Below are 15,018 nucleotides of genomic sequence, written 5' to 3'. Positions count from 1 at the left end.
GCTCCTGGCCTGCGCGGACGGACGTCTGTGACCTGGGCGTTCGGCGTCGGACGCGGGTTCCGGAAATTCGTGGGCCGGATCGTGAACCGATCGGCGGGGCTCGTCCGATGAGGGGGTGTGAGCGAAACGAGAAGCGACGGGGAGCTGCTGCGGGCCATCGCGGCGGACCGCGACCGCCATGCCTTCGAGGAGTTGTACCGCCGGTACGCGCCCTGGCTGACCGCACGGATGCGCGGCCGCTGCGCCGACGCGGCGATAGTCGACGACGTCGTGCAGGAGACGTTCCTCGCGGTGTGGCGGGGCACGGCCCGCTTCCGGCAGGACGCCGACGCGGGCGCCGACGCCGCGGGCTGGCTGTGGCGGATCGGGTCCCGACGGCTGGTCGACGCGGTGCGCGGCGACGGTGCCCGGGGGCGGCTGCGCCAGACCCTGGCCCGGCTGCGCCACCGGCACGAGTCGTCCGCAGAGGACCGCGTGCTCGCGGGGGTGGAGCACGGGGACCTCGCCGGAGCCCTGACCCGGCTCTCGCCGGAGCTGCGGGCGGTCCTCCAGGCCACCGTGGTCGACGGGCTCACCACACGGGAGGCCGCCACCCTGCTCGGCATCCCGCCGGGCACGGTCAAGACACGGGCCCAGCGGGCCCGCAAGCAGCTGCGGGAGGCGCTGGCATGACGGCATGGCATCTGGCCGAGGACGACCTGCGCGCCTATGCGCGCGGCGAACTGGACCCGCCCCGGCTGTGGTCCGCGGACACGCATCTCACCGCGTGCGCCCCGTGCCGGTCCCGGCTCGCGGACGCGGTCGACCCGGTCGCGCTGGACCTCGCCTGGGAGCGGCTCGACGCCGAGCTGGACGCGCCCCGGCCCGGCGCCGTCGAGCGGCTGCTGACCCGGACCGGCGTGGCCGACCACACCGCGCGGCTCCTCACGGCGACCCCGGTGCTGCGCCGTTCCTGGCTGCTGGCGGTGGTCTCCGTGCTGGTCATGACGGTGCTGGTGGTGCATCTGGTGAGCGGACCCGCCCTGTTCCTCGCCCTGGCCCCGCTGCTCCCCCTGGCGGGCGTCGCCGTGTCGTACGGCCCGACGCTCGACCCGTCGTACGAGATGGCCGTGGTGGCGCCGGTGCACGGCTTCCGGCTGCTGATGATCCGCACGGTCGCGGTCCTCACCGCGGGCCTGGTCTTCAACGGCCTGGCGACCCTCGCCCTTCCGGGGTACGGACTGCTGGCCCTGGCCTGGCTGCTGCCCGCGCTCGCCCTGACCGCGACCGGCCTGGCCCTGGCGCCCCGGCTCGGGCCGGTCCTCGCGCCCGTCCTGGTGGGCGCCGCCTGGGTGGCGGTGCTCCTGGTGGCGCACACCCAGCCCTCGACCGGCCTCGCGCCGTTCAGCGCCACCGGACAGTCCGTGACGGCGTGCGTCGCGGTCCTCTCCGCCCTGCTGCTCTACCGCGGCCGCGACCGTTTCGACGCCCGGCCCGTCGGCGGCTTCCCGGACACGGGTGCCCTGTGACCCCGCCGCCCGCCCCGGCCCGCCGCCCCGACCCCCAGGAGTCCCCCATGACCACCCCGCCCGCCCCGCCGACCACGCTCACGGCCACCGGCCTCTCCCTGCGCTACGGCGGCACCCCCGCCCTCGACGGTGTCTCGCTGCGGCTGAGCCGGGGCGTGACCGGCCTGCTCGGGCCCAACGGGGCGGGCAAGACCACCCTGTTGCGGGTGCTGGCCACCGCCCTGCCGCCGGACCGGGGCGACTTCACCGCCCTCGGCCACGACCCGGGCACCGCCGCGGGCCGCCTCGCCCTGCGCCGCACCCTCGGCTACCTCCCGCAGACCCCCGGCTTCCACCCCGACTTCACGGCCTTCGAGTTCGTCGACTACGTGGCGATCCTCAAGGAACTCACCGACCGCGCCGCCCGCCACCGCGAGGTGCGGCGCGTCCTGGCCGACGTCGACCTCGCGGACGTGCGCGGCACCCGGATCAAGCGGCTCTCCGGCGGGATGCGGCAGCGGGTCGCCCTGGCCGCCGCGCTCGTCGGCGACCCCGGCCTGCTGGTGCTGGACGAACCCACCGTCGGCCTCGACCCCGAGCAGCGCATGCGGTTCCGGGAGCTGATCGCCGAGGCGGGCGAGGACCGCACCGTCGTGCTCTCCACCCACCAGACGGAGGACGTGGCGATGCTCTGCCACCACGTCGTGGTCCTCGCCCGCGGCCGGGTGCGGTTCGCGGGCGCCCCCGCCGAACTGACCGCCCGCGCGGCCGGCCGCGTCTGGAGCAGCGCCGGACGGGACCCGGCCGCGCTGGCGGGCTGGCGCACCGGCACCGGCACCTTCCGCAACGTCGGAGATCCCCCCGAGGGCGCCGACCTTCTCGAACCCACCCTGGAGGACGGCTATCTGCTCGCCCTGGACAGCGACAGCCGGACGGTGACGGCATGAGCACCCCGACCCTGACCCCGACCGGCCCGGCCGGTCCCACCGGCCCCGCCGACCGCCCCGAGCAGCCCCCGCACCGCCACCACCGGGCCGGACCGGTCCTCGCCCTGGCCCGCTTCGAAGCCCGCGAGCTGCTGTTCCAGGTCCCGGTGCTGGTCTTCTTCCTCGTCCTGATCGCCTACACGGTCGTCCGGATCGTGACGCTCGACGGCATGGACGACTTCCCCGTCCTCCACACCACCGACCGCGAAGGCCAGGGCGCCGCGTTCCTGCCCGCGATCGCCCTGCTCGTCTGCACCAACGCGGCCGCCCTGCGCGCCCGCCGCCACCACACGCTCCAGCAGTTCGACGTCCTCGCGATGGAACCCTGGCGCCGCACCCTGGCCCACGCCCTCTCCGCCGTGCCGTACGGAGCGCTCACCGCGCTCGTCGTCGGCGTCGCCTACGGCTGGGAGGCGGTCAAGCCCGGCGCGATCGGACACGGCTCGTTCGGCGAACTCGCCACCGGACCGCTCACCGTCCTCCTGGCCGGGGTCACCGGCGTCCTCCTGGCCCGCCTCGTCCCCACCCCCTTCGCGCCCATACTGTTCGTGATCGGCTTCTACGTCCTCGTCCTCGCCGTCACCTCGGCCACCCACGCGGACAGCGACCGCGTGGGCTGGCTCTCCCCGATCCGCCTCTCCACCGACGGCGGCGGCGACCCCGTCCCCTCCGACCTCCTCGGCCGCCCCGCCGGCTGGCACGCCCTCTACGTGCTCGGCCTCTGCGCCCTCGTCACCTGCGCGGCCCTGCTGCGCGCGGGCGGCACCCGGGTCCGCTCGGTGCAGGCGGCCACCGCCCTCGCCCTGGCCGTCACCGTGACCGGCGCCGTCGGCCAGTTCCCGCACGGCACCGACGCGTTGGAGACCGCCCGGACCACGGCCTCCAGGACACCGGAGAAAGTCCAGACGTGCACCGACCTCCGCGGATCGCGGTACTGCTCGTTCCCCGAGTGGAACGGCACCCGCGACGCGTGGGCCGAGGTCGTCGACCGGCTGCGCACCGCCGCGGGCGGCAGCGCCGCGCACGCCCCGCTGACGGTCCGCCAGCGCATCGACGCCACCGGCGGGGTCGAGGCGGACACGGCACTGCCCTCGTCGACCGTCCCCGGAGTCGTCACCGTCGGCACCCGCTGGGGCGGCACCCGCGTCCCGGAGTTCGCCGTCGGCGCCGCGACCGTCCTGGTCGCGGGCACGGAGGACGAGGCGGCCATGACGATGTGCGACGTCCGCCCGGCGACGATCATGTGGCTGGTGCTGAGCACCGACCGGGACCCGCTGAACACCTTCGGCACCGTCCGCCTGGACGACAGCGTCACCGGCTCCGGCCTGGTCCTCACCCCCACCGACGGACTGTCCCTGAGCGCCGAACAGACCGCCCTCGTCCGCGCCCTGCTGGACCGCCCCCGCGCCGAGACGACCCGGCAGGTCAAGGCCCACTGGTCCGCACTGACCTCGGCACGGACCCCGGTCACCGAGGCCGCCGCACTCCTCGGCGTCACCCTGCCGAAGGGAGTCGAACCGTGCGAGAAGTAGAGCCCCGCACGCCGGAAGCCACCCCGAGCAGCACCCCCGGCTGGTGGCAGCGCCACCGCCCCGGCACCCCGCCCCCGCTGACCAGGTCCCTGCTCAGGGCGCTGCTTCCGCCCCTGTGGCGATCCCTGCCCCGCCGCGCCCCGATCACCGCGGGAGCCCTCGGACTCCTGCTCGCCGCGAGCACCCGTCTCCCGGACCATGGCCCCGACGCGGACCTCGGCCTCCTCGTCCTGCGGCTGACCGCCCTCTCCGGAGCGATCGGCTTGGCCTTCCTGCTGGACGACCCCGCCCGCCACACCACCGTGACCTCCCCCCTGGGACGCCCCCTGCGGGCCGGACTGCGGCTGGCGTCGGCGGTCCCGATGGCGGCCCTGTGGTGGACGGCGGCCCTGCTCCTCGTCCCCGCCCCCACCAGACCACCGTGGCCCGCCCTCACCCTGGAGGCACTGGGCATGGCCGCCGCGGCCCTCGCCCTGGCCGCCACGGCCGTCCGCTTCACCGACCGCGCGGAGGTGGGCAGACGAGCGGCGACCCACCTGGGCGTCGCCGCCCTCGCCGCCCTCCTCCTCCCCGCCCGCTGGGGCCTCCTGACCGACCCCCAGAACCCCTGGTGGACCACCACCCACACCCACTGGTCCCTGACCCTCGCCACAGCCACCCTCGCCACCACCCTGTCCATCCCCGAACCCCTGGCCCCTCTCCTGAAGAGACGCAGCGCATCCCTCACCTAGGGGCGCGGGGAACCGCGCACAGCACACACCCCACCTCACCCTCCAAAGAGGGCCCACCCCCAACCTCCAGGGGCGCGGGGAACCGCGCACAGCACCCGTCCTCACGGCGCCGTGAGAACCCGCCTCCTGCCGACCCCCCAGAGGGTCCGCGGGGAACTGCGCAACCAGCCCCCACCCACCCGCACCCACCCACGAGCCCGACCCACCACGAGCCCCCCCGCCCAACCGTCGGAGACTTACGTCTCCGTCCGATACATCAGATCCGTCTCATACGTGACAAACCCCAACCGCTCATACACCGACACCGCCGCCGTGTTGTCGGCATCGACATACAGCATCGCCGTAGGCAGGCCCTGCCCCGCGAGATGCCGCAGCCCGATCGTGGTGAGGGACTTCCCGAGCCCACCCCCCTGCGCACCGGGCGCGACCCCGAGGACGTACACCTCGCCCAGCCCTTCCTCCGCGTGGACCTTGGTCCAGTGGAAGCCGACCAGCCGCTCCCCGCGGAAGGCGAGGAAGAACCCGGCCGGGTCGAACCAGGCCTCGCCCGCCCGGTCGTCGAGGTCACGGCGGGTGAGCGACCCCTGCTCGGGATGGTGGGCGAAGGCGGCGGAGTTGACGGCCAGCCAGGCGTCCTCGTCCCGGCCCGGCTCGAAGGCCCGCACGGTGACACCCTCGGGCAGCACCGGGTCGGGCAGGTCGAGGTCGGTCAACGACCGCCGCATCTGCCGCAGTTCGCGGAACAGGGTCAGCCCCAGCACCTGGGCGAGATGCCGGGCGGCCGCGTGACCGCCGTGGGCCCACACCCGCAGCCGCTTCCCGGACGCGGCGAGCAGGGCGGAGCCGAGCGCCCGGCCGTGCCCGTGCCCGCGGTGGGCGGGGTGCACGACCAGTTCGGCGGCCGGGGCCTCGACGGGGTCGGTGTCCTCCAGCTGGGCGTAGCCGACGAGTTCGCCGTCCACGCTCAGCAGAAGATGGGAGACGCCGTCGCGGGCGCCGCCGCGCAGTTGCAGACGGCCCTGCTCGGACACGGCCTGCTGCCCGTCGGCGGCGGCCGCCTGCGAGAGCAGGCCGAGGACGGCCTCGGTCTGTGCGGGGGAGAGCGCGGCGAGGGTGTCGAGGGAGCGGGCGCCGTGGGTCCGTGCGGGGTCGTCGCTGGTCATGCGTACGAGGGTATTACGGGCGCGCGGGAGCGGCCGGGCAATGCGGCGGTACGGCGAAACGCGCAGGTCCGTCACCCGTCCGTCCACCGGGGACGGGGAAAGGGAAACCAGGATGTAACCATGAACCCCCTGTCGCGCTACGCGCGTTGACTCTAGGCTGCGGCCCGGCGGGGCCACAGCCCCGGACGCCTCACGGGCCGCCCCGGCATCGAGGACGTCGACACCACAGCAGACACCACAGGGGGGCGCATGCCAGCCACTGCCCAGCCGAATCAGAGCCGCAGACGCCGTACGTACGGGATGCTCGCCGCAGCCGCCGGACTGGCCACCGTCGGCGCGATGCTCGCCGCGCTGCCCGCCGGCGCGCACGACTCCCGGCACGGCAAGCCGCTGCCGAACCGCTACCAGGACGTGCAGCTGCTCTCCTTCAACGACCTGCACGGCAACCTGGAGCCCCCGGCCGGTTCCTCCGGCCGTGTCACCGAACTCCAGGCCGACGGCACCACCAAGACGATCGACGCGGGCGGCGTCGAGTACCTGGCGACGCACCTGCGCCAGGCCCGCGAGGGCAACAAGTACTCGATCACCGCGGCGGGCGGCGACATGGTCGGCGCGTCCCCGCTGATCTCGGGCCTCTTCCACGACGAGCCCACCATCGAGGCGCTCAACAAGCTGGACCTGGACGTCACCTCGGTCGGCAACCACGAGTTCGACGAGGGCGCCAAGGAGCTGCGCCGCCTCCAGAACGGCGGCTGCCACCCCACCGACGGCTGCTACACGGACAAGAAGTTCAAGGGCGCCGACTTCCCCTACCTCGCGGCCAACGTGCTGAAGGAGAAGACCGGCAAGCCGCTGCTGAAGCCGTACTGGATCTGGAAGAAGAAGGACGTCAAGATCGGCTTCATCGGGGTGACCCTGGAGGACACCCCGGGCGTCGTCTCCGCCGAGGGCGTCAAGGGCCTCACGTTCAAGGACGAGGTCCAGACGATCAACAAGTACGCCCGCGAATTGCAGCGCAAGGGCGTCAAGTCGATCGTCGCGCTGATCCACGAGGGCGGCCTGCCCGCCTCGCAGTCCTACAACTACGACTGCGACTCGCCGGGCGGCGGGGACGGCATCTCCGGCCCGATCGTCGACATCGCCAAGAACGTGTCGCCGTCCGTGGACGCGCTGGTCACCGGCCACACGCACGCCGCGTACGCGTGCACGATCGACGACCCGTCGGGCAAGCCCCGCACGGTGACCTCGGCGGCCTCCTTCGGCCGTCTCTACACGGACACCACGCTGACGTACGACCGCTTCACCGGTGACATCGCCCGCACCGCGGTCAAGTCCGCGAACCACGTGGTCACCCGCACCGTGCCCAAGGCGCCGGACATGACCAGCCTGATCAGCAAGTGGAACACCCTCGCGGCGCCCATCGGCAACCGCGCCATCGGCCACATCTCCGGCGACGTCCCCAACACGGGCACCGAGTCCCCGATGGGCGACCTGATCGCCGACGCGCAGCTCTGGTACGGCAAGAAGCTCGACGCCGACACCGACCTCGCGCTGATGAACCCGGGCGGCGTGCGCGCCGGTCTGACCTACGCGGCCAAGGCCGGTGAGGGCGACGGCGTCGTCACCTACGCGGAGGGCTTCACCGTCCAGCCGTTCGCCAACACCGTCAACCTCCAGAACTTCACCGGCGCCCAGGTCGTCCAGGCGCTCAAGGAGCAGGTCAGCGGCCCGAACGCGACCGCGACGAAGATCCTCCAGCCGTCCGCCAACCTGACGTACACGCTGGACCTGACGAAGACGGGCGCGGACCGGGTCGTCACCGACACCATCCGCCTGAACGGCGCCCCGATCGACCCGGCCGCCACCTACCGTGTCGCCACCAACAGCTTCCTCGCGGGCGGCGGCGACGGCTTCACCACCCTCGGTCAGGGCACGAACGACCTGGTCGGCCTCGACGACCTGGCCGCCCTGGAGCAGTACCTGACGGCCAACTCCTCGGCCGCCTCCCCGATCGCGCCCCCGGTCCCCAACCGGATCACGATCGTCCAGTAACAGCCGGTACTCCCCCCACGGGAGCGAGGCGGCCGGGTCCAGGACCTGGCCGCCTCGCCGCTTTCCGGGAGCCGGAACCTCGGCTACGGCAGTTCGGGCGGCGGGGTCGGTGCCCCCGGCAGCCGTACGGTCGCCACCGTGCCGCCGTCGCCGTCCTGGGCGCGGGCCAGCGTGACCTCGCCGCCCGCCTCCTGCACCGTACGGACCACGATCGACAGGCCCAGCCCGGAGCCGGGCAGCGCGCGGGCGCTCGGCGACCGCCAGAACCGGTCGAAGACGTACGGCAGTTCGTCCTCGGGGATGCCCGGACCGTGGTCGCGGACGGTCAGCACGCCCTCGCCGAGCCGCACCTCGACCGTGCCGCCCTCGGGGCTGAACTTGACCGCGTTGTCGAGGATGTTGACCACCGCCCGCTCCAGCGCGGCGGGCTCCGCCCGCGTGTACCAGGGGTCGAGGGAGTCCGTGATGGTCAGCTCGGGGCCGCGCAGCCGCGCCCGGCGCAGCGCCGCCTCCACGGTGTCCCGCAGCGACACCACCTGCACCCGCTCCCCGCGCTGGCCCTGCGCGCGGGACAGCTCCTGGAGGTCCCCGATCAGCGCGGCCAGCTCCGTCATCTGCGCCTTCACCGACGCCATCAGCGCCTTGCGGTCGGCCTCCGGCAGCGGGCGGCCGGTCTCCTCGCTGCGGGTCAGCAGCTCGATGTTGGTGCGCAGCGAGGTCAGCGGGGTGCGCAGCTCGTGCCCGGCGTCCGCGATCAGCTGCTGCTGGAGTTCGCGGGAGCTGGCGAGGGACGCGGTCATCGAGTTGAACGACCGCGACAGCCGGGCCACCTCGTCGTCGCTGTCGTCCTCGACGGGGATACGGATGCCGAGATCGTCGGTACGGGCCACCTCCTCGACGGCCTCGGTCAGCCGGTCCACCGGCCGCAGCCCCGCCCGCGCCACGGCGAGCCCCGCGGCCCCGGCCCCGACGACCCCGACCCCGGAGACGAGGAGGAGGATGAGGGCGAGGTCGTTGAGGGTGTTGTGGGTGCTCTTGAGGGAGACCGCGACCTGGAGACCGACGTAGGGGCCGGGCTGCCCGTCGCCCGTGGTGGTGCCGCCGAGCGGGACGAGCATGATCCGTACGGCTTTGCCCTCGCTGTCGGTGCCGTCGCGGAAGTAGAACGCGTTCGTGTCGGCGTGCTCGATCCGCTCCCGGTCGGTCCGGTCCACCTTGATCTTGCCGATGGAGCCCCGCAGCAGACAGGCGGTGCCGTCGTCCAGCGACACCTGGATGTAGTTGTTGCCGAACTGGGGGACGCCCTCGGGGGTGTCGATGCAGTTGTTGATCGCGGACCGCAGTTCGACGGGCGACGCCCGCATCCCGGCCTTGAGGTCGGCGTCGAGCTGGCCGTAGAGCTTGCCCTGCACGATGAACCAGCAGGTCACCGAGACCGCCGCCACCGCGAAGGCGACCGCGGCGGCGACCAGGATCGACAGCCGGGCCCGGATCGGCAGGGCCGTGAACCCGCGGACGAGCCGGCGGAGGGGATTCACTCCGCCCCGCCCTGCCGCAGCACGTACCCCACGCCCCGCACCGTGTGCACGAGGCGGGGCTCGCCGCCGGCTTCCGTCTTGCGGCGCAGGTACATGACGTACACGTCGAGGGAGTTGGACGACGGTTCGAAGTCGAAGCCCCAGACCGCCTTCAGGATCTGTTCGCGGGTGAGGACCTGGCGCGGGTGCGCCATGAACATCTCCAGCAGGGTGAACTCGGTGCGGGTCAGCTCGACGTGGCGCGTGCCGCGGGTCACCTCGCGGGTCGCGAGGTTCATGCGCAGGTCGGCGAAGGCGAGGGCCTCGTCGGCCGCGGTGTCCTCCGCGCCGGCCGCCACCCGGTAGGAGCTGCGCCGCAGCAGCGCGCGGACGCGGGCGAACAGCTCGTCCAGCTCGAACGGCTTGACCAGGTAGTCGTCGGCGCCCGCGTCGAGGCCGGTGACGCGGTCGCCGACGGTGTCGCGGGCGGTCAGCATGAGGATCGGGGTGGTGTCGCCGGAGCCGCGGATGCGGCGGGCCGCGGTGAGGCCGTCCATGCGGGGCATCTGGATGTCGAGGACGACCAGGTCGGGCCGGTAGGCGGCGGCCTTCTCCAGGGCGTCCGCGCCGTCGACGGCGACCTCGGTGCCGTAGCCCTCGAAGGCGAGGCTGCGCTGGAGGGCCTCGCGGACGGCGGGCTCGTCGTCGACGATGAGGATGCGCTGCGGGTCACGGTCGCCTTCGGCGGGGCTCATGGGCGTGGGTTCCTCGGGTGCGGTGGGGACGGCGGCGGGGGCCGGGCGCGGGAGCGCGTCAGCCCCGCATCGTAGTGAGCCGGTTCAGCGGCACCTTGCGTCGGTGCGGGCGGGCGGCGCTGGTGCGCAGGCCCATCAGCTGCGGGGCGGACACCTCCGGTGCCCTGTTCTCGACGGTACCGGCGGGGAGGGCCGGACGGCGCACCGGCTCGTGCAGCGCGGACGCCACGGCGAGGGCCAGGGTGACGTCGCCGGGGCCGGTCGGGCCGGGCCTGCCCGGTGTGCCGGTCGCCGGGAGGCGGTGGGTGACCTGCTGGATCTCCTGCTGGATCATGTCGTGCTCCCTGAGGGTGGGATACCGCGAGGCTGCCGAGGGGGGCCTCGGTCGTCCGGGGTCAGTTGCTGTCGGCGCCGCCCGCGCGCAGGGTCGGCAGGTCGGCCTTGACGGTGTTGACGGGGATGGCGAAGCCGAGGCCGACGCTGCCCGCGTCGGAGGACGAGGCGGCCTGCGCGGCGGAGTACATCGCCGAGTTGATGCCGATGATGTGTCCGCTCGCGTCGATCAGGGCGCCGCCGGAGTTGCCGGGGTTGAGGGAGGCGTCGGTCTGGATCGCCTTGTAGGTGGTGGTGGAGGAGCCGGTGTCGCCGTTGAACTGCTGGCCGCCGAACTCGAAGGGCCAGCCGCCGCCGCCCTGCTGCTGTTGCTGCTGTCCCTGGCTCTCGTCGGTGGAGACGGTGACGTCCCGGTCCAGGGCGGAGACGATGCCGCTGGTCACGGTGCCGGTGAGGCCCTCGGGGGAGCCGATCGCCACGACGGTGTCGCCGACCTTGACGTTGCTGGAGTCGCCGAGGGTGGCGGCCTTGAGGCCGGAGGCGCCGTCCAGCTTGATCAGGGCCAGGTCCTTCGCGCTGTCGGTGCCGACGACCTGGGCGGTGTACTCCTTGCCGTCGCTGGTCCGCACCTTGATCGAGGAGGCGCCCGCGATGACGTGGTTGTTGGTGAGGATCTCGCCGTCCCCGGTGATGATCACACCGGAGCCGGTGGAGGAGCCGCCCGCGAGGGTGGCGTTGATCTCGACCACGCTGGGGCTGACGGCGGCCGCGATGCTGGCGACGTCGCCGGACTTGGCGGCGGGGACGACGGAGGTGGGGGCGGCGGCGACGGTCTGGTTGCCGCCGGTCAGCTCCTGGATGCCGTACGCGGTGCCGCCGCCGATCGCCGCGGCGACGATCGCCACGGCGGCGAGCAGGGCGACCGGGCCGCGGGGGCGGCGCCGTCCGCCCGCCGCGTGGGCGGCGTGCGGGGTCCCGCCGCCGGTCCCGCCGTCACCGCCCGCCCCGCCGACGGCGAAGGCCGCCTCGGGCTGCGGGTGCCCGGCCATCGGCTGCTCGGCCGTCGACCGCCCGGCCGTCGACTGCCCGGCCATCGGCTCGTACGACGGCGGGGGCGGCCACTCCGGGTTCACCGGCGCGGGCGCGGGCTGCGCGGTGCCGCTCTCGTACGGGTTCTCGGGGTTCTCGTACTCGCCGCTGCGGCGGATGCTCTCGCTCATGGCATTGAGCCTCCCGCGCGACCATGAGAGCTTGCTGAGCGCTCCCTGAGAAGCCCGGCAGAACCGCGTACGCCCGATATAAAGCCGCACCCGGCGGCGGCGCCGGCCCTCTCAGCCAGGTCTCATAGAGCCTGGTCGGACCCCGCCGGGCGAAGCCGCCCCGGCACCCCGGACCCCGGAGGCGTAGCCACCCCGCGCCCCGGAGGCGTACCCGCTCTCACCCTCCGCAGCCGCAGGATCTCCGGGGGACCAGGCGGGACGGGAAGACCTTGTGGCGTTCGCGGCGGGAGCCCGCCACGCGCAGGCCGTCGTCGAGGACCAGGTCGACGGCCTCGCGGGCCATCGCCGAGCGGTCGGAGGCGACCGTGGTCAGCGGCGGGTCGGCGAGCGCGGCCTCCTTGATGTCGTCGAAGCCCGCCACCCCCAGCTCGCCCGGCACGTCGATGCGGAGTTCGCGCGCGGCCCGCAGCAGGCCGATCGCCTGGTCGTCGGTGGAGCAGAACACGGCCGGCGGCCGGTCAGGGCCCGCGAGCAGTTCCAGGGCGACCTTGTAGGCGTCGTAGCGGTTGTAGGGGGCCTCGAAGAGGCGGCCCTCGGTGGGGACGCCCGCCTCGGCCATGGCCCGGCGCCAGCCCTCGACGTGGTCGGAGACGGGGTCGCCGACGGACGGGGTGTCGGCGGTGCCGCCGAGGCAGGCGACGTAGGCGTAGCCGTGCTCCAGCAGGTGGCGGACGGCGAGCTGGGCGCCGCCGAGGTCGTCGGTGACGACGGCGACGTCGTCGATGGCCTCGGGCCGCTCGTGCAGCAGGACGACGCGGGCGTCCCACGCGTCGATCTCGGCGGCGGCGTTGTCGTTGAGGGCGTGGCTGACGAGGATCAGGCCGGAGACCCGCATCCCGAGGAAGGCGCGCAGGTAGTGGACCTCGCGCTCGCCGATGTAGTCGGAGTTGCCGACCAGGACCATCTTGCCGCGCTCGGAGGCGGCCTGTTCGACCGCGTGCGCCATCTCGCCGAAGAAGGGCTGGCGGGCGTCGGGCACGATCAGGCCTATGAGGTCCGTGCGCCGGGACGCCATCGCCTGCGCGACGCGGTCCGGGCGGTACCCCAGCTCCTTGATGGCGGCGAGGACGCGCTCGCGGGTGGCCGGGGCGACCGGCCGGGGTCCGTTGTTGATGACGTAGCTGACGACGGCGGTGGACGTGCCCGCCAGCCGTGCCACATCGTCCCTGGTTACCTTGGCCACGCGCGGAGTCTACGCGGATTGATCCGCCGCGGGCAGGGCGTCGGAGGGCTTCCCTGTGCGGGAGGGACGCCCTCCTGAGCGGCGGCTATGCCTCCGCCGTGACCCCGTCCGCGCCCACGCTCACCGCATTGTCCGACTCGTCCTGCTTTGCCGCGCCGCCGGTGCGGTCCTGGCTCCGGTCACCGGCCCGGTCGGCCTTGCCGCGGGTCTCCTCGGCGGCCCGCTCGCGGTCCCCGCGCTCCGGCTTCTCCGGGGTCACGAAGCGGTAGCCGACGTTGCGGACGGTGCCGATCAGCGACTCGTGCTCGGGGCCGAGCTTGGCGCGCAGCCGCCGTACGTGGACGTCGACCGTGCGGGTGCCGCCGAAGTAGTCGTAGCCCCAGACCTCCTGGAGGAGCTGGGCGCGGGTGAAGACGCGGCCCGGGTGCTGGGCCAGGTACTTCAGCAGCTCGAACTCCTTGAAGGTCAGGTCGAGGACCCGGCCCTTGAGCTTCGCGGAGTAGGTCGCCTCGTCGACCGACAGGTCGCCGTTGCGGATCTCCATGGGGGAGTCGTCGTTGACGATCTGCTGGCGGCCCATGGCCAGCCGCAGCCGTGCCTCGACCTCCGCCGGTCCGGCGGTGTCGAGCAGTACGTCGTCGATGCCCCAGTCGGCGGTGACGGCGGCGAGCCCGCCCTCGGTGACGACCAGGACGAGCGGACAGCCGGGCCCGGTCGAGCGCAGCAGCTGGCACAGGCTGCGGACCTGCGGCAGGTCACGGCGGCCGTCGATCAGGATGACGTCGGCACCCGGGGTGTCGACGAGGGCGGGTCCCTCCGCCGGGGCGACCCGCACGTTGTGCAGCAGCAGGCCGAGCGCGGGGAGCACCTCCGTCGACGGCTGGAGGGCGTTGGTCAGGAGCAGCAGCGAACTCATACGTCTGGTTCCTCCTCGGTCCCTGCGAGGACGTTGTGCGGCACGGCGGCAGTGCCCAGGCACTGCCCTGCGCGTCCCGGGGCCCGTACACCCGCGGTTGCCCGCGTCGTATACAACGCTTCCGAAAGCACGAAAGGACCCGGGGGCTTCACTGCCCGAGTCCTCTGCCGAGGAGAATAGCCCACATGAGCAACGGCCCGGCAGGTCATGAGGCGGGATACGCCGTTCGTCCGCACCCTGAGACGGGCATCGGCACCCCTTTGCGGACGTTTCTGCCCACGTCCGACGGGGTTTCCGTGGATTCCGTATACAATCCCGGACCAGTTGTATACGACCCGGTGAACAGCCGTACGGATGACGTCTCCCGGTCGTCCTCCCGTGACCTGGTGTTCGTCGTCGCGCACGGGTTCACGGGTGACGTGGACCGGCCGCACATCCGCCGGGTGGCCGCCGCGCTCGCCCGGCACGGGGCCGTCGTCACCTTCTCCTTCCGGGGTCACGGCCGCTCCGGGGGCCGTTCCACCGTCGGCGACCGCGAGGTCCTCGACCTGGCCGCCGCCGTCGACTGGGCGCGCGGCCTCGGCCACACCCGGCTGGTGACCGTCGGCTTCTCGATGGGCGGCTCGGTGGTGCTGCGGCACGCGGCCCTGCACCCGGGCGCCGCCGACGCGGTGATCTCGGTCAGCGCGCCCGCCCGCTGGTACTACCGGGGCACCGCGCCCATGCGCCGCCTGCACTGGATGGTCACCCGCCCCGAGGGCCGCCTCGTGGGCCGCTACGGCTTCCGCACCCGTATCCACTCCCGCGACTGGGACCCGGTGCCGCTCTCCCCGGTGGAGGCGGTCCCGGCGATCGCGCCGACGCCGCTGCTGATCGTGCACGGCGACCGCGACGGCTACTTCCCCCTCGACCACCCCCGGATGCTGGCCGCGGCCGCCGGTGACCACGGCGAACTCTGGGTGGAGCCGGGCATGGGCCACGCCGAGCACGCCGCCGACGCGGGCCTGCTGGCCCGGATGGGTGACTGGGCCGTCGCACGGGCGGGCTAGCCTGATCCGGGAACGACGCACGACGGACCGAGAA

General features: G+C 73.7%; 14 protein-coding genes. 7 read left to right on the top strand and 7 right to left on the bottom strand.

Annotated features, from left to right (window positions below; all coding sequences use genetic code 11):
- Positions 1-117 precede the first annotated feature (117 nt).
- The 5 genes from ACIQPQ_RS14485 to ACIQPQ_RS14465 are packed head-to-tail and all read left to right on the top strand — an operon-like array spanning position 118 to position 4,736.
- Positions 118-672: an RNA polymerase sigma factor gene (locus ACIQPQ_RS14485; protein WP_383768884.1), complete on the top strand. Its 555-nt coding sequence runs from the start codon at positions 118-120 to the stop codon at positions 670-672.
- The gene (locus ACIQPQ_RS14480) at positions 669-1,508 is read left to right on the top strand and encodes a zf-HC2 domain-containing protein (RefSeq protein WP_401303508.1); all 840 of its coding nucleotides are present in this window, start codon (positions 669-671) and stop codon (positions 1,506-1,508) included. The genes ACIQPQ_RS14485 and ACIQPQ_RS14480 overlap by 4 nt, the downstream gene beginning before the upstream one ends.
- Positions 1,509-1,555: 47 nt before the next feature.
- Positions 1,556-2,434, top strand: coding sequence for an ABC transporter ATP-binding protein (locus ACIQPQ_RS14475; protein ID WP_401303506.1), 879 nt, complete (start codon positions 1,556-1,558; stop codon positions 2,432-2,434).
- Positions 2,431-4,005, top strand: a complete 1,575-nt coding sequence (locus ACIQPQ_RS14470) for an ABC transporter permease (RefSeq protein WP_401303504.1) — start codon at positions 2,431-2,433, stop codon at positions 4,003-4,005. Before ACIQPQ_RS14475 ends, ACIQPQ_RS14470 begins: the two co-directional genes overlap by 4 nt.
- On the top strand, positions 3,993-4,736 hold the full coding sequence (locus tag ACIQPQ_RS14465; RefSeq protein ID WP_401303503.1) for an ABC transporter: 744 nt from the start codon (positions 3,993-3,995) through the stop codon (positions 4,734-4,736). The genes ACIQPQ_RS14470 and ACIQPQ_RS14465 overlap by 13 nt, the downstream gene beginning before the upstream one ends.
- Positions 4,737-4,972: 236 nt before the next feature.
- On the opposite strand, the gene mshD is transcribed toward ACIQPQ_RS14465, so the two are convergent.
- Positions 4,973-5,899: a mycothiol synthase gene (gene mshD, locus ACIQPQ_RS14460; RefSeq protein ID WP_401303501.1), complete on the bottom strand. Its 927-nt coding sequence runs from the start codon at positions 5,897-5,899 to the stop codon at positions 4,973-4,975.
- A 249-nt stretch (positions 5,900-6,148) separates the two neighbouring features.
- On the opposite strand from mshD, the gene ACIQPQ_RS14455 reads away from it, so the two are divergent.
- Positions 6,149-7,951, top strand: coding sequence for a bifunctional metallophosphatase/5'-nucleotidase (locus tag ACIQPQ_RS14455; protein ID WP_401303499.1), 1,803 nt, complete (start codon positions 6,149-6,151; stop codon positions 7,949-7,951).
- An 83-nt stretch (positions 7,952-8,034) separates the two neighbouring features.
- Here the strand turns inward: ACIQPQ_RS14455 and ACIQPQ_RS14450 are convergent, their stop codons facing one another.
- From ACIQPQ_RS14450 to ACIQPQ_RS14425, 6 genes are all read right to left on the bottom strand, one after another.
- Complete coding sequence (locus tag ACIQPQ_RS14450; protein WP_401303497.1) at positions 8,035-9,489, bottom strand: ATP-binding protein; 1,455 nt, start codon at positions 9,487-9,489, stop codon at positions 8,035-8,037.
- Positions 9,486-10,223: a response regulator transcription factor gene (locus ACIQPQ_RS14445; RefSeq protein WP_401303495.1), complete on the bottom strand. Its 738-nt coding sequence runs from the start codon at positions 10,221-10,223 to the stop codon at positions 9,486-9,488. The genes ACIQPQ_RS14450 and ACIQPQ_RS14445 overlap by 4 nt, the downstream gene beginning before the upstream one ends.
- 58 nt (positions 10,224-10,281) lie before the next feature.
- A complete protein-coding gene (locus ACIQPQ_RS14440; protein ID WP_401303493.1) occupies positions 10,282-10,557 on the bottom strand; it encodes a hypothetical protein in 276 nt (91 codons plus the stop codon).
- Between the two features lie 61 nt (positions 10,558-10,618).
- A complete protein-coding gene (locus ACIQPQ_RS14435) occupies positions 10,619-11,776 on the bottom strand; it encodes a S1C family serine protease (RefSeq protein WP_401303491.1) in 1,158 nt (385 codons plus the stop codon).
- A gap of 217 nt (positions 11,777-11,993) precedes the next feature.
- Positions 11,994-13,019, bottom strand: a complete 1,026-nt coding sequence (locus ACIQPQ_RS14430) for a LacI family DNA-binding transcriptional regulator (RefSeq protein WP_383768913.1) — start codon at positions 13,017-13,019, stop codon at positions 11,994-11,996.
- Positions 13,020-13,104: 85 nt separating this feature from the next.
- Positions 13,105-13,935: a winged-helix domain-containing protein gene (locus ACIQPQ_RS14425; RefSeq protein ID WP_401303490.1), complete on the bottom strand. Its 831-nt coding sequence runs from the start codon at positions 13,933-13,935 to the stop codon at positions 13,105-13,107.
- Between the two features lie 185 nt (positions 13,936-14,120).
- On the opposite strand from ACIQPQ_RS14425, the gene ACIQPQ_RS14420 reads away from it, so the two are divergent.
- On the top strand, positions 14,121-14,984 hold the full coding sequence (locus ACIQPQ_RS14420; RefSeq protein WP_401303488.1) for an alpha/beta hydrolase: 864 nt from the start codon (positions 14,121-14,123) through the stop codon (positions 14,982-14,984).
- Positions 14,985-15,018: the final 34 nt, after the last annotated feature.

This window comes from Streptomyces sp. NPDC091281, assembly GCF_044757425.1.
Taxonomy (GTDB): domain Bacteria; phylum Actinomycetota; class Actinomycetes; order Streptomycetales; family Streptomycetaceae; genus Streptomyces.
Note: the sequence above shows the minus strand (reverse complement) of the source record. Positions and strands in the feature narration are given on the sequence as shown.